The organism is Nonomuraea purpurea, from assembly GCF_042650645.1.
GTDB classification, from domain to species: domain Bacteria; phylum Actinomycetota; class Actinomycetes; order Streptosporangiales; family Streptosporangiaceae; genus Nonomuraea; species Nonomuraea purpurea.
In genome coordinates, this window is sequence record NZ_JBHSBI010000001.1 from 113,393 (window position 1) to 136,153 (window position 22,761).

General features: G+C 69.5%; 24 protein-coding genes and 3 pseudogenes. 17 read left to right on the top strand and 10 right to left on the bottom strand.

Annotated elements, in window-relative coordinates; genetic code table 11:
- The first annotated feature begins 10 nt into the window (after positions 1-10).
- Both dnaJ and ACFOY2_RS00515 read left to right on the top strand, forming a co-directional pair.
- The gene (dnaJ, locus tag ACFOY2_RS00510; RefSeq protein ID WP_357810567.1) at positions 11-1,153 is read left to right on the top strand and encodes a molecular chaperone DnaJ; all 1,143 of its coding nucleotides are present in this window, start codon (positions 11-13) and stop codon (positions 1,151-1,153) included.
- Between the two features lies 1 nt (position 1,154).
- The gene (locus tag ACFOY2_RS00515; RefSeq protein WP_379525871.1) at positions 1,155-1,880 is read left to right on the top strand and encodes a 16S rRNA (uracil(1498)-N(3))-methyltransferase; all 726 of its coding nucleotides are present in this window, start codon (positions 1,155-1,157) and stop codon (positions 1,878-1,880) included.
- A 9-nt stretch (positions 1,881-1,889) separates the two neighbouring features.
- Here ACFOY2_RS00515 and ACFOY2_RS00520 read toward each other — a convergent pair whose 3' ends face one another.
- Positions 1,890-2,531 carry a hypothetical protein gene (locus ACFOY2_RS00520; RefSeq protein ID WP_379525872.1) on the bottom strand — a complete coding sequence of 214 codons (642 nt, stop codon included), beginning with the start codon at positions 2,529-2,531 and terminating at the stop codon, positions 1,890-1,892.
- Positions 2,528-3,040, bottom strand: coding sequence for a SigE family RNA polymerase sigma factor (locus ACFOY2_RS00525; protein WP_049573205.1), 513 nt, complete (start codon positions 3,038-3,040; stop codon positions 2,528-2,530). Before ACFOY2_RS00525 ends, ACFOY2_RS00520 begins: the two co-directional genes overlap by 4 nt.
- A gap of 275 nt (positions 3,041-3,315) precedes the next feature.
- Between ACFOY2_RS00525 and ACFOY2_RS00530 the strand changes: the two genes are divergently transcribed.
- From ACFOY2_RS00530 to era, 10 genes and pseudogenes are all read left to right on the top strand, one after another.
- Positions 3,316-3,660, top strand: coding sequence for a histidine triad nucleotide-binding protein (locus tag ACFOY2_RS00530; protein ID WP_357810559.1), 345 nt, complete (start codon positions 3,316-3,318; stop codon positions 3,658-3,660).
- Between the two features lie 252 nt (positions 3,661-3,912).
- A pseudogene (locus tag ACFOY2_RS00535) lies at positions 3,913-4,539 on the top strand (PhoH family protein); the annotation flags it as partial.
- Between the two features lie 561 nt (positions 4,540-5,100).
- Positions 5,101-5,346: pseudogene (locus ACFOY2_RS00540) on the top strand (LAGLIDADG family homing endonuclease); the annotation flags it as partial.
- A gap of 264 nt (positions 5,347-5,610) precedes the next feature.
- A pseudogene (locus ACFOY2_RS00545) lies at positions 5,611-5,955 on the top strand (PhoH family protein); the annotation flags it as partial.
- Between the two features lie 59 nt (positions 5,956-6,014).
- Positions 6,015-6,491 (top strand): rRNA maturation RNase YbeY, encoded by a 477-nt coding sequence (gene ybeY, locus ACFOY2_RS00550; protein WP_379525873.1) that lies wholly within the window; start codon positions 6,015-6,017, stop codon positions 6,489-6,491.
- Positions 6,488-7,783, top strand: coding sequence for a hemolysin family protein (locus ACFOY2_RS00555; protein ID WP_379525874.1), 1,296 nt, complete (start codon positions 6,488-6,490; stop codon positions 7,781-7,783). Before ybeY ends, ACFOY2_RS00555 begins: the two co-directional genes overlap by 4 nt.
- A gap of 320 nt (positions 7,784-8,103) precedes the next feature.
- Positions 8,104-8,736, top strand: coding sequence for a hypothetical protein (locus ACFOY2_RS00560; RefSeq protein WP_357810547.1), 633 nt, complete (start codon positions 8,104-8,106; stop codon positions 8,734-8,736).
- A gap of 10 nt (positions 8,737-8,746) precedes the next feature.
- Positions 8,747-9,064 (top strand): cytidine deaminase, encoded by a 318-nt coding sequence (locus ACFOY2_RS00565; protein WP_379525875.1) that lies wholly within the window; start codon positions 8,747-8,749, stop codon positions 9,062-9,064.
- Positions 9,065-9,071: 7 nt separating this feature from the next.
- On the top strand, positions 9,072-9,542 hold the full coding sequence (locus ACFOY2_RS00570; protein ID WP_379525876.1) for an NUDIX domain-containing protein: 471 nt from the start codon (positions 9,072-9,074) through the stop codon (positions 9,540-9,542).
- An 18-nt stretch (positions 9,543-9,560) separates the two neighbouring features.
- Positions 9,561-10,469: a GTPase Era gene (gene era, locus ACFOY2_RS00575; protein ID WP_379525877.1), complete on the top strand. Its 909-nt coding sequence runs from the start codon at positions 9,561-9,563 to the stop codon at positions 10,467-10,469.
- Positions 10,470-10,476: 7 nt separating this feature from the next.
- On the opposite strand, the gene ACFOY2_RS00580 is transcribed toward era, so the two are convergent.
- From ACFOY2_RS00580 to ACFOY2_RS00610, 7 genes are read right to left on the bottom strand one after another with little or no spacing between them, the layout of a single operon-like run.
- On the bottom strand, positions 10,477-10,935 hold the full coding sequence (locus ACFOY2_RS00580; protein ID WP_379525878.1) for a hypothetical protein: 459 nt from the start codon (positions 10,933-10,935) through the stop codon (positions 10,477-10,479).
- Between the two features lie 4 nt (positions 10,936-10,939).
- The gene (locus ACFOY2_RS00585; protein WP_379525879.1) at positions 10,940-11,698 is read right to left on the bottom strand and encodes an urease accessory protein UreD; all 759 of its coding nucleotides are present in this window, start codon (positions 11,696-11,698) and stop codon (positions 10,940-10,942) included.
- Between the two features lie 5 nt (positions 11,699-11,703).
- Entirely contained in the window at positions 11,704-12,378 is a 675-nt protein-coding gene (ureG, locus tag ACFOY2_RS00590; RefSeq protein WP_379525880.1) for an urease accessory protein UreG, read from the bottom strand.
- Positions 12,379-12,394: 16 nt separating this feature from the next.
- Positions 12,395-13,189 carry an urease accessory protein UreF gene (locus ACFOY2_RS00595; protein ID WP_379525881.1) on the bottom strand — a complete coding sequence of 265 codons (795 nt, stop codon included), beginning with the start codon at positions 13,187-13,189 and terminating at the stop codon, positions 12,395-12,397.
- Positions 13,189-14,898 carry an urease subunit alpha gene (locus ACFOY2_RS00600; RefSeq protein WP_379525882.1) on the bottom strand — a complete coding sequence of 570 codons (1,710 nt, stop codon included), beginning with the start codon at positions 14,896-14,898 and terminating at the stop codon, positions 13,189-13,191. Before ACFOY2_RS00600 ends, ACFOY2_RS00595 begins: the two co-directional genes overlap by 1 nt.
- Positions 14,891-15,202 (bottom strand): urease subunit beta, encoded by a 312-nt coding sequence (locus ACFOY2_RS00605; RefSeq protein WP_379525883.1) that lies wholly within the window; start codon positions 15,200-15,202, stop codon positions 14,891-14,893. Before ACFOY2_RS00605 ends, ACFOY2_RS00600 begins: the two co-directional genes overlap by 8 nt.
- Entirely contained in the window at positions 15,199-15,501 is a 303-nt protein-coding gene (locus ACFOY2_RS00610; protein WP_080041930.1) for an urease subunit gamma, read from the bottom strand. The genes ACFOY2_RS00605 and ACFOY2_RS00610 overlap by 4 nt, the downstream gene beginning before the upstream one ends.
- A 198-nt stretch (positions 15,502-15,699) precedes the next feature.
- Between ACFOY2_RS00610 and urtA the strand changes: the two genes are divergently transcribed.
- Genes urtA through urtE form a run of 5 tightly spaced genes read left to right on the top strand, consistent with a single transcriptional unit; the run spans position 15,700 to position 20,175 of the window.
- Entirely contained in the window at positions 15,700-16,911 is a 1,212-nt protein-coding gene (gene urtA, locus ACFOY2_RS00615) for an urea ABC transporter substrate-binding protein (RefSeq protein ID WP_379525884.1), read from the top strand.
- Positions 16,911-17,759: an urea ABC transporter permease subunit UrtB gene (gene urtB, locus ACFOY2_RS00620; protein ID WP_379526435.1), complete on the top strand. Its 849-nt coding sequence runs from the start codon at positions 16,911-16,913 to the stop codon at positions 17,757-17,759. The genes urtA and urtB overlap by 1 nt, the downstream gene beginning before the upstream one ends.
- Positions 17,756-18,775 (top strand): urea ABC transporter permease subunit UrtC, encoded by a 1,020-nt coding sequence (gene urtC, locus ACFOY2_RS00625; RefSeq protein ID WP_379525885.1) that lies wholly within the window; start codon positions 17,756-17,758, stop codon positions 18,773-18,775. The genes urtB and urtC overlap by 4 nt, the downstream gene beginning before the upstream one ends.
- Complete coding sequence (urtD, locus tag ACFOY2_RS00630) at positions 18,759-19,508, top strand: urea ABC transporter ATP-binding protein UrtD (RefSeq protein WP_379525886.1); 750 nt, start codon at positions 18,759-18,761, stop codon at positions 19,506-19,508. Before urtC ends, urtD begins: the two co-directional genes overlap by 17 nt.
- Positions 19,486-20,175, top strand: a complete 690-nt coding sequence (gene urtE / locus ACFOY2_RS00635; protein ID WP_379525887.1) for an urea ABC transporter ATP-binding subunit UrtE — start codon at positions 19,486-19,488, stop codon at positions 20,173-20,175. Before urtD ends, urtE begins: the two co-directional genes overlap by 23 nt.
- On the opposite strand, the gene ACFOY2_RS00640 is transcribed toward urtE, so the two are convergent.
- Positions 20,172-22,739, bottom strand: coding sequence for an AfsR/SARP family transcriptional regulator (locus ACFOY2_RS00640; protein ID WP_379525888.1), 2,568 nt, complete (start codon positions 22,737-22,739; stop codon positions 20,172-20,174). The two genes, urtE and ACFOY2_RS00640, sit on opposite strands and share 4 nt — an antisense overlap.
- Between the last annotated feature and the right edge of the window lie 22 nt (positions 22,740-22,761).

Sequence of the window (22,761 nt, forward strand, 5' to 3'; positions counted from 1 at the left end):
AGGTCGATAAGTGGCAAACAGCGACTACTACGCCACCCTCGGGGTGCGCCGTGACGCCAGTCAGGACGAGATCAAAAAGGCATACCGCCGACTCGCCCGTGAGCTGCACCCAGACGTGAACCCCGATCCTGAGACCCAAGAGCGGTTCAAGGAGATCACGCAGGCTTACGAGGTGCTGTCCGACCCGAACAAGCGCCAGATGTACGACCTGGGCGGCGACCCCTTCGCCGGCGCGGGTGCGGGCGCGGGAGCCGGCGGATTCGGCGCGGGCTTCCCGTTCAGCGACATCATGGACGCCTTCTTCGGCACCGCCGGCGGCGCCACAAGAGGGCCCCGCTCACGGGCACGCCGAGGCCGCAACGCCACCATCCGGGTCGAACTCGACCTGCGCGAGACGGCGTTCGGCACCACACGCGAACTGGTCGTCGACACCGCCGTGCTCTGCGAGGTCTGCCACGGGGCAGGCGCCGCCGCCGGCACCCACCCCGACACCTGCGACATGTGCAGCGGCCGCGGCGAGATCTCCCAGGTCACCCGGTCGTTCCTGGGCCAGGTCATGACCTCGCGGCCGTGCCCGCAGTGCGGCGGATTCGGCACGATCATCCGCAACCCGTGCCAGGAATGCTCCGGCGACGGACGCGTACGCACCCGCCGCACGATCAAGGTCCGCATCCCCGCGGGCGTCGAGGACGGCACCCACATCCAGCTCGCCGGCGAAGGCGAAGTCGGCCCCGGCGGCGGCCCGCCCGGAGACCTCTTCCTCGAGATCGTCGAACGAGCCCACGAGATCTTCGAACGGCGCGGCGACGACCTCCACTGCACCGTCCAGATCCCGATGACGGCCGCCGCACTCGGCACCATACTCGCGGTCGAGACACTCGACGGCTCAGAAGAAATCGACGTGCGCCCCGGCACCCAAGCCGGACAGGTCATCACCATGTTCGGACGCGGCGTGCAACGACTCAACGAATCCGGCAGAGGCGACCTGCTGATCCACGTCAACGTCGAAACCCCCACCCGCCTCGATCCCGCCCAGGAGGAGCTGCTGCGCGAACTGGCCAAGCAGCGGGGCGAGGAACGACCACCCGGCAAGTTCGCCCCCGGCCAGCAGGGCTTCTTCTCCCGCCTGCGCGACGCCTTCAACGGCAGGTGACGTGACCGTCCCGGTCTTCCTGTCCCAGAACCTGGACGGGGCCGAGCTGACACTCGACGGCCCGGAAGGGCGCCACGCGGCCTCCGTGCGGCGCCTACGGGCCGGCGAGCGGATCGACCTGACCGACGGAACCGGCGCCGTCGCCGAGTGCGTCGTCCGCGAGGTGCTGAAGGACGCACTCAGGCTCGACGTGATCAGCCGTCACGAGATCGAGGCGCCCCGGCAACGCCTGGTCGTCGTCCAAGGGCTGCCCAAAGGCGACAGAGGCGAACTGGCCGTCGAGATGATGACCGAGGCCGGAGTCGACGTGATCGTGCCCTGGGCGGCCTCACGCAGCATCACCCAATGGAAAGGCGACAAAGTCGCCAAGGCACTGGGCCGCTGGCGGGCCACAGCCCGCGAGGCGGGCAAACAGGCCCGCCGCTTCCACCTGCCAGAAGTCACGGAGCCCGCCTCCACCGCAGGCGTCGAAGCACTGCTGGCCACGGCGGCACTGGGCCTGGTGCTGCACGAAGAAGCCCACGAACCGCTGTCAGGAGTGACCCTGCCGCCCGGCGGCGACATCGTGATGATCGTGGGGCCGGAAGGCGGAGTCTCCGACGAAGAACTCGGCACATTCAGGGCCGCCAAAGCGGTGCCCGTCCTGCTGGGGCCGACGGTCCTGCGCACGTCCACGGCAGGCGTGGCGGCCGCAGCCGTGCTGCTCACCCGCACCGGCCGCTGGTGAGCCACCCCGTCAGGGCGTGGTCTGCGAGGCATCCACCAGCGGGCTGACCGACTCCGTCGGCGTCTCCGTCATGTCGTCCGGCGGACACTCCTCGGGCGGGCACACCGTGGGCAGAACGACCGTCTCCTCCGACGTCGGCGTCGGCGTCGGAGAGGCCGTGGGACAGTCCTCAGAAAGCACGGCCTGCTCGGCCGTGGCAGAAGGGCACGGAGTGGGCGAAGGACTCGGAGTCGGCGAAGGACGACTGGTCGACTCGGCCTTCTTCGACGGCCGCGGCGACGAAGGCTTCGGAGTGTCGACGATCACGACCGGCGGCTGCTCCGAGCTGGGCTCCTCCCGCGGAGGCTGCTGGGAACGAGTGGTGGAGGAATTGGACGGAGCCTCCTTCGAGGTCTCATCATCGACGACCTGCGCAGGGACCTCGACGATCTTCGAGCGCAACTCGGGAACGGCCATCACGATCGTCCCCGCCACCAACAAAGCACTGGCGGCGGCCGCGCCCGCACGCCACCAGAACAGATTACGGACACCACGCCGCTCAATGCGGCCGCGGATGATCTCCAGTCCTTCCGGCGAGGGCACGACCGCGTCCGCCTCCGCGCGGAGCGCACGACGCAGCAGGTCGCCGTGCTCGTCGGGGGGCTGGGTCATGACATTTTCTCCAGAACGGATCGCAAGGCGGCCATGCCACGTGCCGTGTGGCTCTTGACCGCGCCCTTGCTGATGCCCATGGCGTGGGCTATCTCAGCTTCGGACAAGTCACCGTAGTAACGCAGAACAAGTGCTTCTCTCTGTCGGGTCGGCAGGGCGCGTAACGCCTCGATCACGGCGGAGCGTTCCAGCTCGCCGATCGCGCCGTTCTCGGCACTCGGAGCGTCCGGCAGGCCCTTAGGAGCGTACTTCTCGACGACCGCTCGATGACGCAGCACCGAACGAGACCGGTTGACGACAGATTGACGCAGGTAGGCGAGTGCTTTGTCGGGATCGCGCAGTCTACGCCACGCACCATGGATGGCGACGAACGCATCCTGCACGACTTCCTCAGCGGTTGCCATGTCGCGCACCAGCAACACAGCGAGACGCACCAATGACCGAAAGTGCGCACTATAGAGTGCGGTAACAGCCATGTCGGCATCCCACCCGACCGGCACCGCCCCCATGGACCTGTCGGCCAGAAGGGTTTCGGTGGTCACATCTGTGGGACGCGCGACCTTCCCAGAGGGTTTACGCTCTTCCGGTTCTTGAGGTGTCCCCGGTTCCTTAGGGTGCATTACCCAGTCGTGTCCTCGCCAGGTGGCGCTCGCCCGACCCTGAATCGTCTTTTTTCGTGAAGTCTCGCACACTCACCCTAACCGCGTCGATCTTCGTACGCACGGCACCTCTGATTACCGATTCGCAACAGACCGAAGCCACCAACCCCCGATAGGCTGCCGACGTGAGCGACTGTCTTTTCTGCAGAATCGTGGCCAAGGAACAACCAGCCGAGATCATCTACGAAACCGGCAGGACACTGGCCTTCCGCGACATCAACCCCCAGGCGCCCACCCACGCGCTGGTCATACCCAAACAACACCACGCGGACGCCGCAGCCCTGGCCCGCGCCGACGACGGACTCGCCGACGACGTACTGAAAACCGCCCACGCCGTCGCCGTACAGGAAGGCGTGGCAGAAGACGGCTACCGCGTCGTGTTCAACACCGGCCCCGGCGCCGGACAGACCGTCTTCCACGTGCACGCCCACGTCCTCGGCGGGCGTCCCTTGACCTGGCCACCCGGATAAAACACACACCGGCCTGATGCGATCGAGCACCCCGGCGGTAACGTAACGTCCGTACCACTCCCACGAGCCGGCCGCGGCGATATTGACGCGAGCGATCCACCTGGTCCCGGCTACGATGGGCGGAGAAGCACACCGAAAGAGACCGGGAGGCATCAGGCCACTGGCCTGCCCATGTCCGAACTACATGAATCCCGACGAACGGCACCTCCCTCGCGCACTCAAGCCAAGGTGCTGATTCCGGACGAATACCCGATGGTCAGCCTCCTCGGCTCCCGAGACGAGCTACTACGCGTCATCGAGGGCGCCTTCAGGGCCGACATCCACGTACGGGGCAACGAAATCACCGTCACCGGCAGCCCCGACGAGAGCGGCGCCGTAGTGAGACTCTTCGAAGAACTCGTCGAAGTCCTCCGCAGCGGCGGCGAACTCACCCCCGACGCCGTCGAGCGCAGCATCGCCATGCTCCGCATGACCTCCGACCGCCCCGCCGAGGTGCTGTCCCTCGACATCCTCTCCTCCCGCGGACGCACCATCCGTCCCAAAACCGTCAACCAGAAACGCTACGTCGACGCGATCGACAAACACACGATCGTCTTCGGCATCGGCCCCGCAGGCACCGGCAAGACCTACCTCGCCATGGCCAAGGCCGTACGGGCACTGCAGGAGAAGCGAGTCAACCGCATCATCCTCACCCGCCCCGCCGTCGAGGCCGGCGAACGGCTCGGCTTCCTGCCCGGCACCCTCTACGAGAAGATCGACCCCTACCTGCGGCCCCTCTACGACGCCCTGCACGACATGGTCGACCCCGACTCGATCCCCAAGCTGATGGCCGCAGGCACGATCGAGGTCGCGCCGCTCGGGTACATGAGGGGAAGGAGCCAGCCTGTCGGAACGGGCGTGCTGACCCCGGACGGGTTCCGCTCCATCGGGGAGCTGGAAGTCGGCGACCTCGTCATCGGGTCGAACGGCGAGCCGACACCCGTGCTGGGCGTCTACCCCCAGGGCGAGAAGGAGATCTACCGGCTCTTCAGCCAGGACGGCTCCTCAGTGCTCGCCTCCGAGGATCACCTCTGGACCGTCCGCACCCGTGACGACGGTAACCGAGGCAAGCCGTGGCGGGTGCTGCGGACGAAGGACATGATCGGCGACCTGCGGACGGCTCATTACCGGAAGTGGGAGCTGCCCATGCTGAGCGCGCCGGTCTGTTTCCCGGAGCGCGAGGTTCCCCTGGACCCCTACGCACTCGGCCTGCTCCTGGGAGACGGGTGCATCACCGGGCCGAAGACTCCGAGGTTCTCCACGAACGACCCCGAACTCGCTGAGGCGCTCGAACGCGCTGTTCCCGGCGTCCGGGCGAGGCCGAGGGGCGGTTTTGAATATATGCTCAGCCGGGCGCAGCCGGGTGGAGGCGTGGCGGTCGCCAATCCGATCACCGATGCCATGCGTCGGCTGGAACTGTGGGGCCACGGATCGCACACGAAGTTCGTCCCTGAGGTATATCTCCGTAACACGCCAGAGATCAGGCTTGCGGTGCTCCAGGGCCTGCTCGATTCTGACGGGGGTCCTGTCGTCCAGGACAGCCGTACATGCAGGATCCAGTTCACCACCGTGTCCTCGCGATTGCGTGACGACGTCGTCTTCCTGGTCCAGTCTCTCGGGGGTGTGGTCTATTGGCGCACCCGCCCCGCGAGGGGACGCAAGCCCGGGCTGGCGAACGGAAGACAGGTCCATCACCGTCACGATGCCCACATTCTCGACATCCGGCTTCCTGAGGGCATTGAGCCGTTCCGGTTGTCGCGGAAGGCCGAGCGGTACAAGGAGTACGGTGGCGGGCGTCCGATGCGCTTCGTGGACCGTATCGAGCCGCGCGGTACGGCGGAGTGTGTGTGCATTCAGGTGGCGGCGGAGGATTCGCTCTACGTCACCGAGGACTTCCTCCTGACGCACAACACCCTCAATGACGCGTTCATCATTCTGGACGAGGCGCAGAACTCTTCGGCCGAGCAGATGAAGATGTTTCTCACCAGGCTCGGGTTCAATTCCAAGATCGTGGTGACGGGTGACGTGACGCAGGTTGACCTGCCTTCGGGCACGGTGAGCGGGTTGCGGATCGTTCAGGAGATCCTCGATGGCATTCCCGACATCCATTTTTCGCGGTTGTCCAGCGCTGACGTGGTCAGGCACAAGCTGGTGAGCGACATCGTGGATGCGTACGGGCGTTATGACGCGCTGCAGGAGCCCAAGCGTATTCAGCAGCAACGGGGGAAGCGGCGGGTGAGCGACCGTGAGCAGTGAGCGCATCCGATGCGGTTCCTCGGCCCTTCGCGTAGGGAATGAGGAGCGGTAGGCGATCGATGAGTATCGAGATCAACAATGAGTCGGGGGCCGAGGTCGACGAGGAGAAGCTCGTCGCCCTGGCCGCCCATGTGCTCGGCGAGATGGGTATCAATCCGCTTGCCGAGTTGTCCATCGTGGTAGTCGACGAGAACGCCATGTCGGAGTTGCACGAGAAGTGGATGGGCGAGCCCGGTCCGACTGACGTGCTGGCGTTCCCGATGGATGAGTTGCGGCCCGGTGGGGGCGCGCGCGGCGATTCGGAGAGTCCGGCTGATCCGGCGCTTCTCGGGGACGTGGTGCTCTGCCCGAGTGTGGCTGCCAGGCAGGCCAAGGAGGCGGGTCACAGCGCCGCCGAGGAGTTGGAGTTGCTGTGTACGCATGGCATTCTTCATCTGCTTGGTTATGACCATGCCGAGCCCGAGGAGCACAAGGAGATGTTCGGCTTGCAGGCCCGGCTTCTCGAGTCTTGGCAGGAGGAGCGCGACCCGCGGTGAACGCCTGGTTGTTGCTGGCCATCGCACTTGTGGTCATCGGTGGCCTGATCGCCAGTGCGGAGACGGCGCTGACGCGGATTTCCCGGGTGCGTGCCGAGGAGTATGTCCGTGAGGCGAAGCGTGGGGCGGTGCGGTTGCAGGCGATCGTGACCGATCCGCCGCGCTATCTCAATCTGCTGCTTCTGCTGCGGTTGAGTTGTGAGCTGGTGGCCACGGTGATCGCCACGTTGCTGTTCATCGATCTGCTGCACGATCAGGGCTGGGCTTATGTCTGGGCGGCCGTGGTGATGATCGTGATCAGCTATGTGGTGGTCGGGGTCATGCCTCGTACGCTGGGTCGTCAGCATGCCGAGCCGGTCGCGCTGGCCAGTGCTCCGATCGTGTACGGGTTGACCCGCATTTTCGGGCCGCTGCCCAAGTTGCTGATTCTGCTCGGTAACGCGTTGACGCCTGGTAAGGGGTTTCGCGACGGGCCGTTCACCTCCGAGGCGGAGTTGCGTGATCTGGTGGACCTGGCTGAGGAGCGCCGGGTGATCGAGCCGGACGAGCGGGAGATGATCCACTCGGTTTTCGAGCTTGGTGACACGTTGGTGCGTGAGGTCATGGTGCCGCGTACGGACATGGTTTACATCGAGCGTGGCAAGACCATCAGTCAGGCTCTGTCGCTGGCGTTGCGTAGTGGTTTTTCGCGGATCCCGGTTGTCGGTGAGAACGAGGATGATGTCGTCGGCATCGCCTATCTCAAGGACATCGCCCGCAAGATTCATGAGGTGGGGGAGGGCGGGGGCAAGGAGACGGTCGAGTCGATCATGCGTTCTGCGGCGTATGTGCCCGAGAGTAAGCCCATCGACCAGCTCATGCGTGAGATGCAGGCGCGCCAGATTCACATTGCGATCGTCATCGATGAGTACGGCGGTACGGCCGGGTTGGTCACGATCGAGGATGTGCTGGAGGAGATCGTCGGTGAGATCACCGACGAGTATGACCAGGAGGCGCCTCGGGTCGAGGCGATGCCTGACGGGGCCATGCGGGTGACGGCGCGGATGCCGGTGGATGAGCTGGGTGAGTTGTTCGACGCCGAGATCGAGGTGGACGACGTCGAGACCGTGGGTGGGTTGCTGGCGCATGCGCTGGGGCGGGTGCCGATCGCGGGGTCGCGGGCGGAGGTCGCGGGGCTCACGTTGACGGCTGAGAGCCTGGCTGGGCGGCGGAATCGGATCAGTACGGTGGTGGTGCGGCGGGCCAAGTCGTCGGAGGAGGTTGAGGTCTCGGCCGAGGCCGATTCCGACTGACCGCACACCTTTCTCGGAGGGTGGGGCAAATGCCGCAAGTCTTCTACAAGTGTTCTGCAAGCGGGATCCGGCACTCTCATAACACGACATCCAGTGCGGTGGGTGTCAAAGGGGAAATATCCCGATGTCGGGTGGGGTTCGCGACAAAGGGTGATCCTGGGGGGGACGACGGCGTCTCGGCGCGTAAGCCGGGACGCAGGTCGGCGTAAAGGGTGTTCTCGTCCGGAAAGCCGGATGAGGGCACCCTTTTTGCGTATCGGAGGAAACTCTGGTGGATTGCCGCAAAAGTCGCTGGGGGAGGCTGCGGACCAGGAGGGAGCATGAAACGAAAACCGGGGATCATCGCATACGTGCTGCTGGCCAGCCTTCTGGCGGGGTGCGGCGGCGAGGGAGCCGAGAGTTTCATTGACGCACAGGCCATGGCGCAGTTGCGCGAGGTTCTCAGCAAGGAGCCGCCTCTGCCCGATGGGTTCACGGCCAGGCCGGAGCAGGCCTGGCGGATGCCGTTCACGCAGACGGACAAGAACTGCAGGGCCGTGCTGGAGCCCGCCGGTGGGCGGGCGCCGGGGCAGGCGCTGACGGCCCAGGCAGCGGTCAGCTATCACGGCGACGGCCTGGGGGAGCAGGCGGGAGTGGGTCTGGCGCGGTACGCGGGCGAGGGGGCTGAGGAGCACCTCGACGAGCTGGCCAGGGCGCTGGAGCGGTGCCGCGAGGTCCGCACTCCCGATGGGACCGAGTTGCTGGCACAGGAGCTGCCGATCGGGGAGGCCGGTGACGAGGTCGTGAGCCGGAGGTTGCGTGGCCGGCTGAACGGCTACCCGTACGCGATGGACGTCGTCCTGTCGCGGGTGGGTGACACGCTGGTGTCGGTGGTGCACACGGGCATGAACGACGTGGACGCCGGGCGTACCAGGAAGGTGGTCGAGGCCGCCGTGTCGATGGTGACCACTTAACCTAGAGCCCGTGACTCTCGATCCTGAAGACAGCAAGATCATCACTTTGGCCCGCGCCGCCAGGGCGCGCAACGGCACCGCGGAAGGAGCGGCCGTGCGCGACGAGATGGGCCGCACCTACTCGGCCACGAACGTGGCGTTGTCGGCGCTGAGGTTGTCGGCGGTGCAGGTGGCGGCGGCCATGGCGATCTCCAGCGGAGCGCAGTCGCTGGAGGCGGTCGCGCTGGTGAGCGAGGGCGACCCGAGCGCCGCCGACGCGGCCGTGGCCGCGGAGCTGGGCGTCACGTCGCTGCTCGTGGCCGGTCCCGACGGAACGTTGCGGGGCTGACATGCCGATGTCGCCGTTTCTGGCCAGAATTCGGGAGAAGGTCGGCTCTGACCTGCTCGTGCTGCCGTCGGCGTCCGGGTTCGTGTTCGATGACGCGGGCAGGGCGCTGGTGGCCGAACACGGCGACATGGGGCTCTGGGCGGTGCCGGGTGGCGGCATCGACCCCGACGAGCGTCCGGAGGACGCCGTGGTGCGGGAGCTGCGCGAGGAGCTCGACATCGAGATCGAGGCACGGGAGCTGATCGGCGCGTACGGCGGCCCCGAGTTCCGCACGCTCTACCCGAACGGCCATCAGGTCGCCTACGTCGTCATGGTCTTCGGCTGCGTGATCGTCTCGGGTGAGCCGAAGCCCGACGGCGAGGAGATCATCGACTGCCGATGGGTGACCGAGGAGGAGCTCGCCGGGCTCGACACGACACCCTGGACGCCGATGGTGGCGCCCAAAGCCTTCACCTGGTGGCGTGAACACGCCCTTTGATGGACCAGAATGCAGTATGTGACTTCGCCAGACAGCCATCGCGCCGGATTCGCCTGCTTCGTGGGGAGGCCGAACGTCGGCAAGTCCACGCTGATGAACGCCTTGGTCGGCGCGAAAGTGGCGATCACCTCGTCCAAGCCGCAGACGACCAGGCGCGTGATCAGGGGCATCGTCCACCGTCCTGACGCTCAGATCATCGTCGTCGACACGCCCGGCCTGCACCGCCCGCGCACGCTGCTCGGCGAGCGGCTCGACAGCCTCGTGCTGTCGACGCTGACCGAGGTGGACGCGATCGGGTTCTGCCTGCCGGCCAACGAACCGGTCGGCAAGGGTGATCGCTTCATCGCCGACAAGTTGTCGGCGGTGAAGAAGACGCCGGTCGTGGCCGTGGTGACCAAGTGCGACCTGGCGAGCAAGGAGCAGATCGCCCAGCAGCTTCTCGCGGTGTCGGAGCTCGGGGAGTTCGCGGCGATCGTGCCGGTGTCGGCGCAGGCGGGTGACCAGCTCGACGTGCTGGCTGACGTGCTGATCGAGCACCTGCCGGAGTCGCCGCCGCTGTATGAGGACGGCCGGCTGACCGACGAGCCCGAGCAGGTGCTGGTCGGGGAGCTGATCAGGGAGGCGGCGCTGGAGGGCGTCCGCGACGAGCTGCCCCACTCGATCGCCGTGGTCGTCGATGAGATGTTGCCCCGGGAGGGGCGTGATGACCTGCTGGACATCTACGCCCACATGTATGTGGAACGGCCCTCGCAGAAGGCAATCGTCATCGGGCACAAGGGCGAGCGGCTGCGCGAGGTCGGCACCAAGGCCCGCAAGCAGATCGAGGGGCTGCTGGGCACGCGCGTCTACCTGGACCTGCGTATCAGCGTGGCCAAGGACTGGCAGCGCGACCCGAAGCAGCTTCGCCGCCTGGGCTTCTACGACTGACAGGAGATCAGGCGCGGCGCAAGAGTGCCACGATCGCCAGGACGACGACCGCCAGCGCGCAGGCCATCGCCCCGAACCAGCCGCCCCTGATCACCGGCGCGATCGACAGCCAGTCGCCGAGCTGGACGGAGATCCGGTCGCGCAGCCCGTTGCCCTGGGTGAGGAACAGCACCAGCACGACCACCGCGACGCCCCCGGGAACGGCGGCCAGGGCGGCCAGGCGCGGCCGGGTGAGCACGCCGGCCAGCCCGCACGCCAGCGCGGCCAGCCCGGCGATCAGCGTGTAGAGGCCGAACGCGTCGTCGATGCCGCGGATGTCGCTGGCCACTCCGCCGCCCAGGATGTCGCTCCTGGCCTCCAGGCCGGCCCACGGCAGGACGGCGCAGCACACCAGCAGCGCCCCGGCGGCCACCACGGCCAGTGCCGGGCCACGACGGGTACGCGGTTGGACAGACTGTTCGCCCACACGATCACTGTAAGCCTGGCGCGTCCGCGTCACCACCGTACGCCACCGAGTCGTCACCATCGACGACAGCCCTGCGCTCGCCCCATTCCAGCCGCGAGCGGAGCTGGACGGCGTCGGCGGCCAGGGCGGACACCAGCGTTCCCGGGACGGCCAGCGGGAGCACGGCCACGCCCTCGGCCACGACGGCCTGCTTGGCGGCCGAGGTCATGAAGGTGTTGCCGACGCAGCGGGCGGCGCCGTAGACGGCGGGGGAGGAGTCGAGGGCCGCCTCGCCCACCGTGAACTCCTGCCTGAGCACCGCCCGGCCCTCGCGTGTGGCGTCGAAGCGGGCATGGCAGCGGCCGGGCTCTTCGCCGTACCGTCCGAAGACGATCTCCTCGCGCCAGAGCACGTCGGCGTCGGCCGCCAGCGTCAGTCGTACCAGGAGGCGGTGCGCGCAGCCGGCGGCGAGCACGGTCGGCTCCGGCGTGAACCGGAGCGTGGCGCCCGCGCCGACCCGCGCGGTGACCAGCAGTTCCGACTCGCCCCGGCCGGGCAGGACCAGCGTGGCGGCGACCGAGCCCAGCTCCAGCGTGGTGTGTGGGGCGACGTCCAGGTCCAGTGCGAGCCGGTCGCCGCCGAGTGGGCCCGCCGCCGTGGAGACGAGATGCACCGTGTACGGGCCCGTCTGGCGCAGCGTCAGCGGCGGCGCCGAGGCCAGGCGGCGCACCACCGTCCTGCCGTCCGGGGCCAGGGCCGTCGCCACGGCGGCGCGGGCTCGCATGGCCGTCACGAGACGGGTGCCGCGTGGGTGTGGGCCCAGACTCTCACCTGCTCCGACACCCAGGCGGCGACGTCCCGCGCGGTCGGCTCCCGCCTGATCGAGGTGAACAGCACCGGCCGTTCGCCGCGCACCGCCGCCGCGTCGCGGGCCATCACGTCCAGGTCCGCGCCGACCATCGGCGCCAGGTCGGTCTTGTTGATCACCAGCAGGTCGGCCGTCGTGACGCCGGGGCCGCCCTTGCGCGGCACCTTGTCGCCGCCCGACACGTCCAGGACGAAGATCTGCCGGTCGGCCAGGCCCCGGCTGAACGTGGCCGTCAGGTTGTCGCCGCCGCTCTCCACGATCACCAGGTCCAGCGGGCCGAACCGGTACTCCAGGGTTTCGACGGCGTCGAGGTTGGCGGCGATGTCGTCGCGGATGGCGGTGTGGGGGCAGCAGCCGGTTTCGACGGCGAGGATACGTTCACTGTCGAGTACGCCCGCTTTGCGCAGGAAGTCGGCGTCCTCGGTGGTGTAGATGTCGTTGGTGACGACGCCCAGGGAGAGGGACGGGCCCAGGGTTTTGCACAGGGCGGCCACCAGGGCCGTCTTGCCGCTGCCCACCGGGCCGCCCACCCCGAGCCTCAGCGCCCGGCCTCGGCCGTCGGGGGTGTGGTGGTGGTCGTCGTGATCGGCGCCCATGTCGGGGAGTCCTTTCCTAGGAGACGAAGAGCCTGATCTTGGTGCGGGCGTGCCGCTCGGCCAGGAGGTCGAGAGCCGGGGCCGAGTGCGCGGGCAGCGACTCGGGGGCCTGGCCCGCGGCCGCCAGGTGGGCCTGGGCGGCCACGGCCGTGAGGTCGGGGGTGAGGTCGGCCAGCAGTCCGTGCACGGCCACCGGGTCCAGGCCAAGCAGCCGGACCGCCGCCGTGGCCGGGCCGCTGACGGCGTGGTAGGCCGCCGCCATGGCGGCCTCCTCGGGGGTGGCGCCCGCCGCGTGCGCAGCCGCGCCGAGCGCGATCGGATGATGCGGGTTCGGTACGGTTCGCGCAAGGTCCTCCAAGATGGGGGACGGCCACACGCGGCGGGCCACCCGCAGCAGCAGCCTGCCCTGCGTCCTGGACGCCTCCCGCTGGGCGGGCGCCGCGGTCCTGGCGTCGACCTCGGCGTCGAGCACCGCCCACGACATCGGCCAGGAACCGGTGACGGCGAACGGCGCCGGTCCGAGGGCGGCGTCCACAGTCGTGGCGGGCCCGGGGGCGGCCGGTCTGGAGGCGGCGTCCACGGGCGTGGCGGGTTCTGGGGTGATTTGCGGGCTGGCGGCGTGGGCGCAGGCGGCGGCTGCGAAGGCGGCCGTGACCGTGCCCGCCGTATGGAGACGTCCCCGCAGGAAGCCCGCCAGGGACGGCACGTCGTGCACGGCCCCCGACGCGATCGCCTGTTCGGTGCCGCCCGAGTGGGCGTGCCCCCCGGCGGGGAGGCGGGAGTCGGTGAGCAGGAGCAGGGCGGGGCCCATCAGAACAGGAAGTAGCGTTGGGCCAGCGGCAGGCGGGCGGCGGGTGCGGGTTCGATGAGGTCGCCGTCGACGCGGACCTCGAAGGTGTCGGGTGCGACCTCGATCCTGGGCGTGGCGTCGTTCAGCGGCATGGCCGACTTGCCGCGCCGCCGCACGTCCGCCACCGGCGCCAGCCGCCGCCGCACGTCGAGGCGCTCGGCGAGGCCGGACTCGACGGCCTGGGGGGAGACGAAGTGGAGTGAGGTGGCGGCGGCGGTGGCCGGTGAGGCGCCGAACATGGGCCGGGGCAGCACCGGCTGCGGGGTCGGGATGGAGGCGTTGGCGTCGCCCATCTGGGCCCAGGCCACGACGCCGCCCTTGAGGACCAGGTCCGGTTTGACCCCGAAGAACGCCGGCGACCACAGGACGAGGTCGGCGAGCTTGCCGTGTTCGACGGAGCCGAGCTCGCCGTCCAAACCATGGGCAATAGCCGGACATATCGTATATTTCGCGATGTATCGCTGGGCTCGGGCATTGTCCGCCGGCCCCGAGCCCAGCACCCCCCGCCGCCCCTTCATGACGTGCGCCGTCTGCCACGTCCGGATGATCGTCTCCCCGATACGCCCCATGGCCTGCGAGTCCGAGCCGATCATCGATATCGCGCCCAGGTCGTGCAGCACGTCCTCGGCCGCCATCGTCGTCGGCCTGATGCGCGACTCGGCGAAGGCCAGGTCCTCGGGGATCGACGGGTTGAGGTGATGGCAGACCATCAGCATGTCGAGGTGCTCGTCGAGGGTGTTGACGGTGTGCGGCCTGGTCGGGTTGGTGGAGGAGGGAAGCACGTTGGGGTGGGCGGCCACGCGGATGATGTCGGGCGCGTGCCCGCCGCCCGCCCCTTCCGTGTGGTAGGCGTGGATCATCCGATCGCCGACGGCCTTGAGCGTCGACTCGACGAACCCGGCCTCGTTCAGCGTGTCGGTGTGCAGCGTCACCTGCACGCCCGAGGCGTCGGCCACGCGCAGGCACGCGTCGATGGCGGCGGGCGTCGAGCCCCAGTCCTCGTGCAGCTTGAACCCGGAGGCCCCGGCCCGCAGCTGCTCCCACAGGCCCTCGGCGCTGACCGTGTTGCCCTTGCCGAGCAGCGCGAAGTTGAGCGGGTAGGCATCGAGCGACTCCAGCATCCTGCCGAGGTACCAGGTGCCGGTGACGGTCGTCGCCTTGGTGCCCTCGACGGGCCCGGTGCCGCCCCCGACGATCGTGGTGACGCCCGATGCGATGGCCTCGTCGAGGATCTGGGGGCAGATGAGGTGCACGTGGGAGTCGACGGCCCCGGCGGTGAGGATCTTGCCGTTGCCCGCGAGCACCTCCGTGGACGGCCCGATGACCAGGTCGACGCCGTCCATCGTGTCGGGGTTGCCGGCCTTGCCGATGGCGTGGACGCGGCCGTCGCGGATGCCCACGTCGGCCTTGACCACGCCCCAGTGGTCGAGGATCACCGCGCCGGTGATGACCAGGTCGGCCGCCCCCTCGGCCCGGGTGGTCCTGGCCTGCCCCATGGATTCGCGGATCACCTTGCCGCCGCCGAACACGGCCTCGTCCCCGGCGCCCGACGGCCCCATCGACAGATCCTGGGTGACCTCGATGAACAGGTCGGTGTCGGCCAGCCGGATCCGGTCGCCGACCGTGGGCCCGTACAGCGCCGCGTAGCGGGCGCGTGAGATCTCAGTCATCGAGCGGCCCCGCCCACTCGGGCCGCAGGCCGGGAACCACCCGCTCGCCGGCCAGCGGCACGAGCGTCACCTCACGCGCGAGGCCGGGCTCGAACCGCAGCGCGGTCCCCGCGGGCACGTCGAGCCGCATCCCCCAGGCCGTCTTCCTGTCGAACTCCAGCCCGGGGTTGGCCGCGGCGAAGTGGTAGTGGGAGCCCACCTGCACCGGCCGGTCCGCCGTGTTGACCACCCGCACGGTGACCCGCTCCCGGCCGGGGTTGAGCGGGTGGGAGCCTTCGGGGTGGACGTACTCGCCGGGGATCACGGGATCGGCCTGTGGACGGTGACGAGCTTGGTGCCGTCGGGGAAGGTCGCCTCGATCTGCACGCTCTCCAGCATCTCCGGCACGCCCTCCATGACGTCGGCCCGGCCGAGCACCGACCGGCCCGCCTCCATGAGATCGGCCACGCTGCGCCCGTCTCTGGCGCCCTCCATGAGGAAGGAGGCGATGATGGCGGTAGCCTCGGGGTGGTTGAGCCGCAGGCCCCTGGCCTGCCGCTCGCGCGCGACCCCGGCGGCGACGTGGATGAGCAGCCGCTCCTGCTCGTGTGAGGTAAGCCGCATGGCCGGACCATAGGAATCAGTGGTTTCCTCGCTGTTGCCGAGCCATGTCGTGTTGGTTTCGCCCTCGGACGAACCCCCATATGTCGGGTTTTGTGCATTTGTGAAATCTTGGCAATGGCCTATTAACGTACGGGATCTTCCCGGGAAATAACGCGGAGTCACCTTTCAGGCAGGACCGGTCGCCAGGAAGGAACCGCCGTGCGCATTTCCCGCCCGATTGTCTGCGCCGTTCTGCTATCGGCCCTCACGGCCTGCGGATCCGGCGCCGAGCCCGCCGCCGGGTCCGACGAGATCAAGGTCGGGCTCCTCCACTCCCTCAGCGGCACGATGGCGATCAGCGAGGTCACCGTGCGCGACGCCGAACTGCTCGCCATCGAGGAGATCAACAAGGCGGGCGGCGTGCTCGGCAAGAAGCTGGTCCCGGTGGTCGAGGACGGCGCCTCCGACTGGCCCACGTTCGCCGAGAAGGCCACCAAGCTGATCAGACAGGACAAGGTCGCCACCGTCTTCGGCGGCTGGACCTCGGCCAGCAGGAAGGCGATGCTGCCGGTCTTCGAGCGTTACAAGGCGCTGCTGTGGTATCCGGTGCAGTACGAGGGCCTGGAGAGCTCGCCGTACATCTTCTACACCGGCGCCACCACCAACCAGCAGATCATCCCCGGCCTGGACTACCTGAAGGAGCAGGGCAAGAAGAGGGTGTTCCTGGTGGGCAGCGACTACGTCTTCCCCAGAACCGCCAACAAGATCATCAAAGCGTACGCGGCGGCGAACGGGATGGAGATCCTCGGCGAGGAATACACCCCGCTCGGCCACACCGAGTACTCCACCCTGGTCAACAAGGTCGTGCAGGCGCGGCCGGACGCCGTCTTCAACACCCTGAACGGCGACAGCAACGTCGCCTTCTTCAAGCAGCTCAAGAGCGCCGGCGCCGCCTCCGCCGAGAACATGCCGGTGTTGTCGGTGAGCATCGCCGAGGAGGAGGTCACCGGCATCGGCGTGGACAACATCGCCGGCCAGCCGGTCGCCTGGAACTACTACCAGACCACCGACACCCCCGCCAACGCCGCCTTCGTCAAGGCGTACAAGGCCAAGTACGGCAGCGGCAAGGTCACCAGCGACCCCATGGAGGCCGGCTACAACGCCGTCTACCTGTGGGCCGAGGCGGTCAAGAAGGCGGGCAGCACCGAGGTGGAGCCGGTCAGGAAGGCCGCGCCCGGCATCGCGCTCGAACGCCCCGAGGGCCTGGTCACCATCGACGGCGAGACCCAGCACATGTACAAGACCGCCCGCATCGGCATCGTCCAGCCCGACGGCCTGATCAAGCAGGTCTGGGACTCCGGCAAGCCGATCAAACCGGACCCGTACCTCAAGGGCTACCCGTGGGCGGCCGGTCTGTCGGCGGGCCAGTGATGACGGCCTTCGTCAACCAGCTCCCCATCGGGCTGTCGATCGGGGCCGTGCTGCTGCTCATCGCGCTCGGGCTGACCTTCACCTTCGGGCAGATGGGCGTGATCAACATGGCGCACGGCGAGTTCATCATGGCCGGCGCCTACACCGCGTTCCTGCTCGGGGACCTGGTGCTCGCGCTGCCGGTCGCGTTCCTGGTCGCGGGGCTCATGGGGCTGGTGCTGGAGCGGGCCGCGATCCGGCACTTCTACGGCCGGCCATTGGACACGCTGCTGCTCACCTGGGGGGTGAGCCTGGTGCTGCAGCAGCTGGCCCGCGACCTGTTCGGCGCGCCGAACGTGCAGGTGCCCGCCCCGTCCTGGTTGACGGGAGGAGTGGGGATCCTGCCGTACAACCGGCTGTTCATCATGGGGCTGGCCGTGGCCGGCGTGGTCGCGGTCTGGGCCTACCTCACCAGGACCGGGCTCGGCCGCAGGACGCAGGCGGTGGTGCAGAACCGGCAACTCGCCGCCACCAGCGGCATCGACACCGGCCGGGTGGACATGCTGACGTTCTTCATCGGCTCCGCGCTGGCGGGCGTGGCCGGGGTGGCGCTGACGCTCATCGGGCCCGTCGGGCCCGCGCTGGGGACGTACTACATCGTCGACGCCTTCCTGGTCGTCGTGGCGGGCGGGCTCGGGCAGCTCAGGGGCGCGGTGCTGGCCGCGATCGGGCTCGGGCTGCTCAACTCCTACGCCGAGTTCTGGTCGGACGCCTCGCTGGCGAAGGTCGTCGTCCTGGCCGTGGTCATCGCGTTCCTGCAGGTGCGGCCGCAGGGGCTGTTCGTGCTCAGGTCGAGGGCGCTCACATGATCAGAGCTCATCTGCCGTTCGCGACCGTGGCGGTCATCGCGCTGGTGGCGGCGCCGCTGCTGCTGGAGCCGTTCCGGCTGGGCCTGCTGGCCAAGTACCTGTGCTACGCGATCGTCGCGCTCGGGATCGGGCTGGCCTGGGGACAGGGCGGCATGCTCACGCTCGGACAGGGCGTCTTCTTCGGGCTCGGCGGCTACTCCATGGCGATGTATCTCAAACTCACCGAGGCCGGCGGCGGGCTGCCCGACTTCATGGTGTGGAGCGGCGTGGAGTCGCTGCCCGCGCTGTGGGCGCCGTTCGCCAGCCCGGTCTTCGCGCTGGGCATGGCCGTGGCGGGTCCTGCGCTGCTCGCGGTGCTCCTCGGGACGCTGGTGTTCCGCCAGCGGGTACGCGGCGCGTACTTCGCCATCCTCACCCAGGCGCTGGCCGCCGCCATGGTCATCCTGCTGGTCGGCCAGCAGGGCCTGAGCGGCGGCACCAACGGTATGACGAACTTCTTCGAGCTGTTCGGCCAGGACCTCGCGCAGGACTCCACCCAGCGCGGGCTCTACCTGGTCGTGGCCTGCGTCCTGGGCGGGCTCTACCTGGCCACCCGGCAGCTCGTGCACAGCCGCTACGGCCGGCTGCTGGTCGCCGTCAGGGACGGCGAGGACCGGGTGCGCTTCCTCGGCTACGACCCGGCGCTGGTCAAGACCGTCACCTTCGCCATCTCGGCGGGCATGGCGGGGCTGGCGGGGGCGCTGTTCGTGCCCGTCGTCGGCATCATCTCGCCCGCGCTGCTCGGCGTGGTGCCCTCGCTGGAACTGGTCGTCGCGGTGGCCGTCGGCGGCAGGCACGCGCTGGCCGGGGCCGTGCTCGGCGCGGTCGTCATGGGCTACGCCAAGACGGCCTTCAGCGAACAGTTCGCCGACGGCTGGCTGTACTTGCAGGGCGCGCTGTTCATCCTCGTCATGACGCTGGCCCCCAAGGGCATCGTCGGCATCGCAGGGAGGTTGCGACGTGCTCGAACTCCGTGACGTCCAGGTGGTCTTCGACGGCTTCCGCGCGCTCGACGGCGTCGATCTGACCGTGCCCGAGGGCGAGCTGCGCTTCCTGATCGGGCCGAACGGGGCGGGCAAGACCACGCTCATCGACGTGATCACCGGGCTGACCCGGCCGGCGGCCGGCAGCGTGCGGTTCGAGGGCTACGACCTGGTCGGCAGGAAGGAGCACCAGATCGTCCGGCTGGGCGTCGGCCGCACGTTCCAGACGTCGGTCGTGTTCGAGGAGCTCACCGTGATCGAGAACCTCGACCTGGCCGCCAGTTTCCGCAGGCCGCTGTGGTCGCTGGCCCGGCGGCGCAGGGGCGTGTCGGAGGCCGTCGAGCAGGCCCTGGCCAGGACCGGGCTGGAAGAGCTCGCCGAACGTTCTGCGGGAGTTCTCTCCCATGGCCAGCGCCAGTGGCTCGAGATCGGGATGCTGCTGGCGCAGCGCCCCCGGCTGCTGCTCCTGGACGAGCCCGTGGCCGGCATGTCGAAGGACGAACGCGAACGCACGGGGGAGTTGCTCACCCAGATCGCCGACGAGCACACGGTGATCGTGGTGGAGCACGACATGGAGTTCCTGCGGCGGCACGCCTCGAAGGTGAGCGTGCTGCACGAGGGCAAGGTGCTCGTGGAGGGATCGGTGGACGAGGTCAGCGCCGACCCGCGCGTGCAGGAGGTCTATCTGGGAAGGAGGCCGAGCGATGTTGTCGGTGAGCGGCCTTGAGTCGGGGTACGGGCGGGCCCGCGTCCTGTTCGGGGTCTCGCTGGAGGTCGGGCCGGGTCAGCTCGTCTGTGTCATGGGCCGCAACGGCGTCGGCAAGACCACGCTGCTCAACACCGTCATGGGCGTGCTGCCCGCGACGGCGGGCACGGTCATGTTCGACGGCCGCGACGTGACCAGGCTCAAACCACATGAACGGGTACGGCTCGGCATGGGCTACGTCCCCCAGGGCCACCAGTGTTTCCCCCAGCTGTCCGTCCTGGGCAACCTGCTGGTGGCCGTCGAGGCCGCCAAACAGCCCAAGGAGGTCATCGACGAGGCGCTGGAGATCTTCCCCGCGCTGCGGCCGCTGCTCAAACGCAGCGCCGGCCACCTGTCGGGCGGCCAGCAACAGCAGCTCGCCATGGCGCGTGCCCTGGTGACCAAGCCCAGGCTGCTCATCCTCGACGAGCCGACCGAGGGCATCCAGCCGTCGATCATCCTGGAGATCGAGGCGGCCATCGAACGGCTGCACGCCTCGGGGCCGGCCGTGCTCCTCGTCGAGCAGTACCTGGACATCGCGCTTCGGCTGGCCGACACGTTCGTCATCCTCGACGGCGGGCACGTCGTGCGCACCGGCGCCGCAGAAGAGCTGCACCGCGAGGACGTCCGCCGCCTCCTGGCGGTCTAACCCTGGGCCAGCAGGGCGCGGGCGTTGGCGGCGCCTCGCCGGTCGCCGGTCTTCTCGAAGACCTCCAGCGCCGCCCCGGCCAGCTCGCGGGCCCGCTCCACCGCGCCCTCCGCCCGGTTGACGCCGGCCAGGGCCAGCAGGGCGCGCGCGTCGAGCAGGCGGTCGCCCAGCCGGACGGCGATGCCCCTGGCCTGCTCGGCGGCGGCCCTGGCGTCGGGCTTGGCCGCCTGCGCCAGGCGTACGTTGGCCAGGTCGAGCAGCGTGTCGGCCTGCCGGTGGCGGTCGCCCAGCTCGGCCAGGCGCCCGATGGCGGCCAGGAGGCGCTCGGCGGCCTCGTCGAGGCGGCCGGCCCGGCGCAGCACCGCGCCGAGCACGTGCTCGGCCTCGGCCAGGTCGCGCTGGTTGCCGGCGCCTTCCAGGCAGGCGAGCAGGGCCCGCTCGGCCTCCTGCAGGCGGCCCCGCTCCAGGTGCACGCGGCCGAGCCGGCACCTGGCGCGGTTCACCTCGCGCCGGCGGCCCTGCCCCATGAACATGTCGAGCGCCTGCCTCAGCCGCTCGTAGGCGCGGTCCCACTCGCGCTCGGCCAGGTGCAGGTCGCCCTGGTCGAGCAGGATGAGCGCCTCGCCCCGCTCGTCGGCCGCCCGCCGCGCCGACTCCAGCGCCAGCCACGTCAGGGTCCGCCAGTCGTCCAGGAAGCGGTGGCGTTCGAGGTAGGGGGCCAGCAGGTGGACGAGCTGCCAGCACTCGTCGTCGAGCCCCGCCGTGTGCAGGTCGGTGACCAGGCCGGCCAGGAACGCCCGCTCGGCCGCCAGCCACTCGACCGACTCCCTGATGTCCCTGGTGGCCACGGCCGTGGCCGGGTCGCCCGACACCAGCGAGAACCGCGAGGCCCGCACCCTGGCCAGCACCACCGCCGCCAGCTTCGCCAGCACCCCGGGCACCGGCTGCTCGCGGGCGAACAGCCGGGTCAGGTCGTGCAGCCGGTAGCGGACCTGGCCGGCCACGTCGACGCCGTACGTCTCCAGCAGGCCCGCGTCCACCAGCGCCTCGGCCTGCCCGCCGAGCTGGTCGGTGACCCAGTCGGCGAAGTCGGGCGCCGACAGGGCGCCGAGCCCGCACAACGTCAGCCTGGCCGCCTCGGGCAGGCCGTCGAACCCGATCGCGAACGCGCTGCGCACGGCCTGGTCGCCGGCGCGCAGCCCGTCGAGCCGCTCGTGCTCGTCCTCCAGCAGGCCCACCAGGTAGTCGGCGGTCCACTCCGGTCTGGCCGCCAGGCGGGAGCCCGCGATGCGCAGCGCGATCGGCAGGCCGCCGCAGAAGCGCGCCAGCCGGCGCAGGGCGTCGTCGGGCGCGCGGCCCGAGCTCCGCATGAGCAGGTTGAGGGAGTCGCCGTCGTCGAGCACGCCGAGCCAGATCCGCCGCGCGCCCGTCAGGCCGCCCAGCGAGGAGCGGCTCGTCACGATCGTCGGGCACGAGGTCAGCAGCGGCCGCACCTGCGCCTCGCCGATCGCGTTGTCGAGCAGCACCAGCAGGCGGCGGTTGGCCGTGTACGTGCGGAACAGCCGTTCGCGCTGCTCGGGCGTGGCGGGGATGGCCTGGGCCGGGCAGCCCAGCCAGCGCAGGAAGTCCTCAAGAACCGCCGAGGGCGTGGTCGTCTCGCGTAAGTCGGCGTACAGGATGCCGTCGGGGAAGTTCTCACGCGCCCGCCAGGCCGCGTGCACGGCCAGTGCCGACTTGCCCGCCCCCGCCTGGCCGTGCACCACGATCTGGCCGCCGACCACCTGGTCGAGCAGCCCGGCCCGGCCGGTGAACCCGTTCACGTCGGGCGGCAGCAGCACCGGCGGGCCCGCCGAGACGTGCAGCGAGGCGTCGTCGTGGAGCATGCGGTGGTAGAGGAGCTGCAGCTCGGGGTCGGGCTCGATCGCGTGGCCGCCGTCGAGCTGGTCGCGCAGCACCGCGTAGGCGGCCAGCGCGTCGACCCGGCGGCCGCTGCGGTAGAGGGCCAGCATGTACTGGCCGCGGAAGCGCTGCCACAGCGGATGCTGCTTGGTCAGCCGGCGCAGCTCGGCCAGCAGCTCGCGGTGGCGGCCCGCGTCGAGGTCGGCCTGCAGCCTGCGCTCCAGGGCCAGCAGCCGCAGCTCCTCCAGCTCCTCGCGCAGCCGGCGCGTCTCGACCCACCGCTCGCCCTCGGGGTCGATGTCCTCCAGGGCCTCGCCCCGCCACAGGCCCAGGGCCTCCTCGTAGGCCCCCTTGTCGACCAGCAGCCTGAAGCGGTCGACGTCGAGCTGGTCGTCGCCGATGGCCAGCACGTACGAGCCGGACACGGTGGTGATCACGTCTTTGCCGAGGAGCTGGCGGAGCTGGCCGATGTAGCCGCGGACCAGTGAGTCGGAGCGGTCGCCGCCCTCGCGCGGCCACAGCAGCCGCCGCAGCCGCTCGACCGTCATCGGCCGGCCGGCGTTGAGCAGGAACATCGCCAGCAGATCGCGGTGCTTGGGCGTCGTGGGTGTGCGATCGCGGCCGCTGCCGGTCACTTCGAGCGGCCCCATGATGCGAAATTCCACGCGACCCTTCCTTGGGGGGAGG

Coding starts and splice junctions, on each gene's coding strand:
- urtE (WP_379525887.1), top strand. CDS start 19,486: ATGTTGTCGGTGAGCGGCCTTGAGTCGGGGTACGGGCGGGCCCGCGTC.
- ureG (WP_379525880.1), bottom strand. CDS start 12,378: ATGGGCGCCGATCACGACGACCACCACCACACCCCCGACGGCCGAGGC.
- ACFOY2_RS00610 (WP_080041930.1), bottom strand. CDS start 15,501: ATGCGGCTTACCTCACACGAGCAGGAGCGGCTGCTCATCCACGTCGCC.
- ACFOY2_RS00525 (WP_049573205.1), bottom strand. CDS start 3,040: ATGGGGGCGGTGCCGGTCGGGTGGGATGCCGACATGGCTGTTACCGCA.
- urtB (WP_379526435.1), top strand. CDS start 16,911: ATGACGGCCTTCGTCAACCAGCTCCCCATCGGGCTGTCGATCGGGGCC.
- ACFOY2_RS00570 (WP_379525876.1), top strand. CDS start 9,072: ATGTCGCCGTTTCTGGCCAGAATTCGGGAGAAGGTCGGCTCTGACCTG.
- ACFOY2_RS00585 (WP_379525879.1), bottom strand. CDS start 11,698: ATGCGAGCCCGCGCCGCCGTGGCGACGGCCCTGGCCCCGGACGGCAGG.
- ACFOY2_RS00560 (WP_357810547.1), top strand. CDS start 8,104: ATGAAACGAAAACCGGGGATCATCGCATACGTGCTGCTGGCCAGCCTT.
- ACFOY2_RS00600 (WP_379525882.1), bottom strand. CDS start 14,898: ATGACTGAGATCTCACGCGCCCGCTACGCGGCGCTGTACGGGCCCACG.
- urtC (WP_379525885.1), top strand. CDS start 17,756: ATGATCAGAGCTCATCTGCCGTTCGCGACCGTGGCGGTCATCGCGCTG.
- ybeY (WP_379525873.1), top strand. CDS start 6,015: ATGAGTATCGAGATCAACAATGAGTCGGGGGCCGAGGTCGACGAGGAG.
- ACFOY2_RS00595 (WP_379525881.1), bottom strand. CDS start 13,189: ATGGGCCCCGCCCTGCTCCTGCTCACCGACTCCCGCCTCCCCGCCGGG.
- ACFOY2_RS00520 (WP_379525872.1), bottom strand. CDS start 2,531: ATGACCCAGCCCCCCGACGAGCACGGCGACCTGCTGCGTCGTGCGCTC.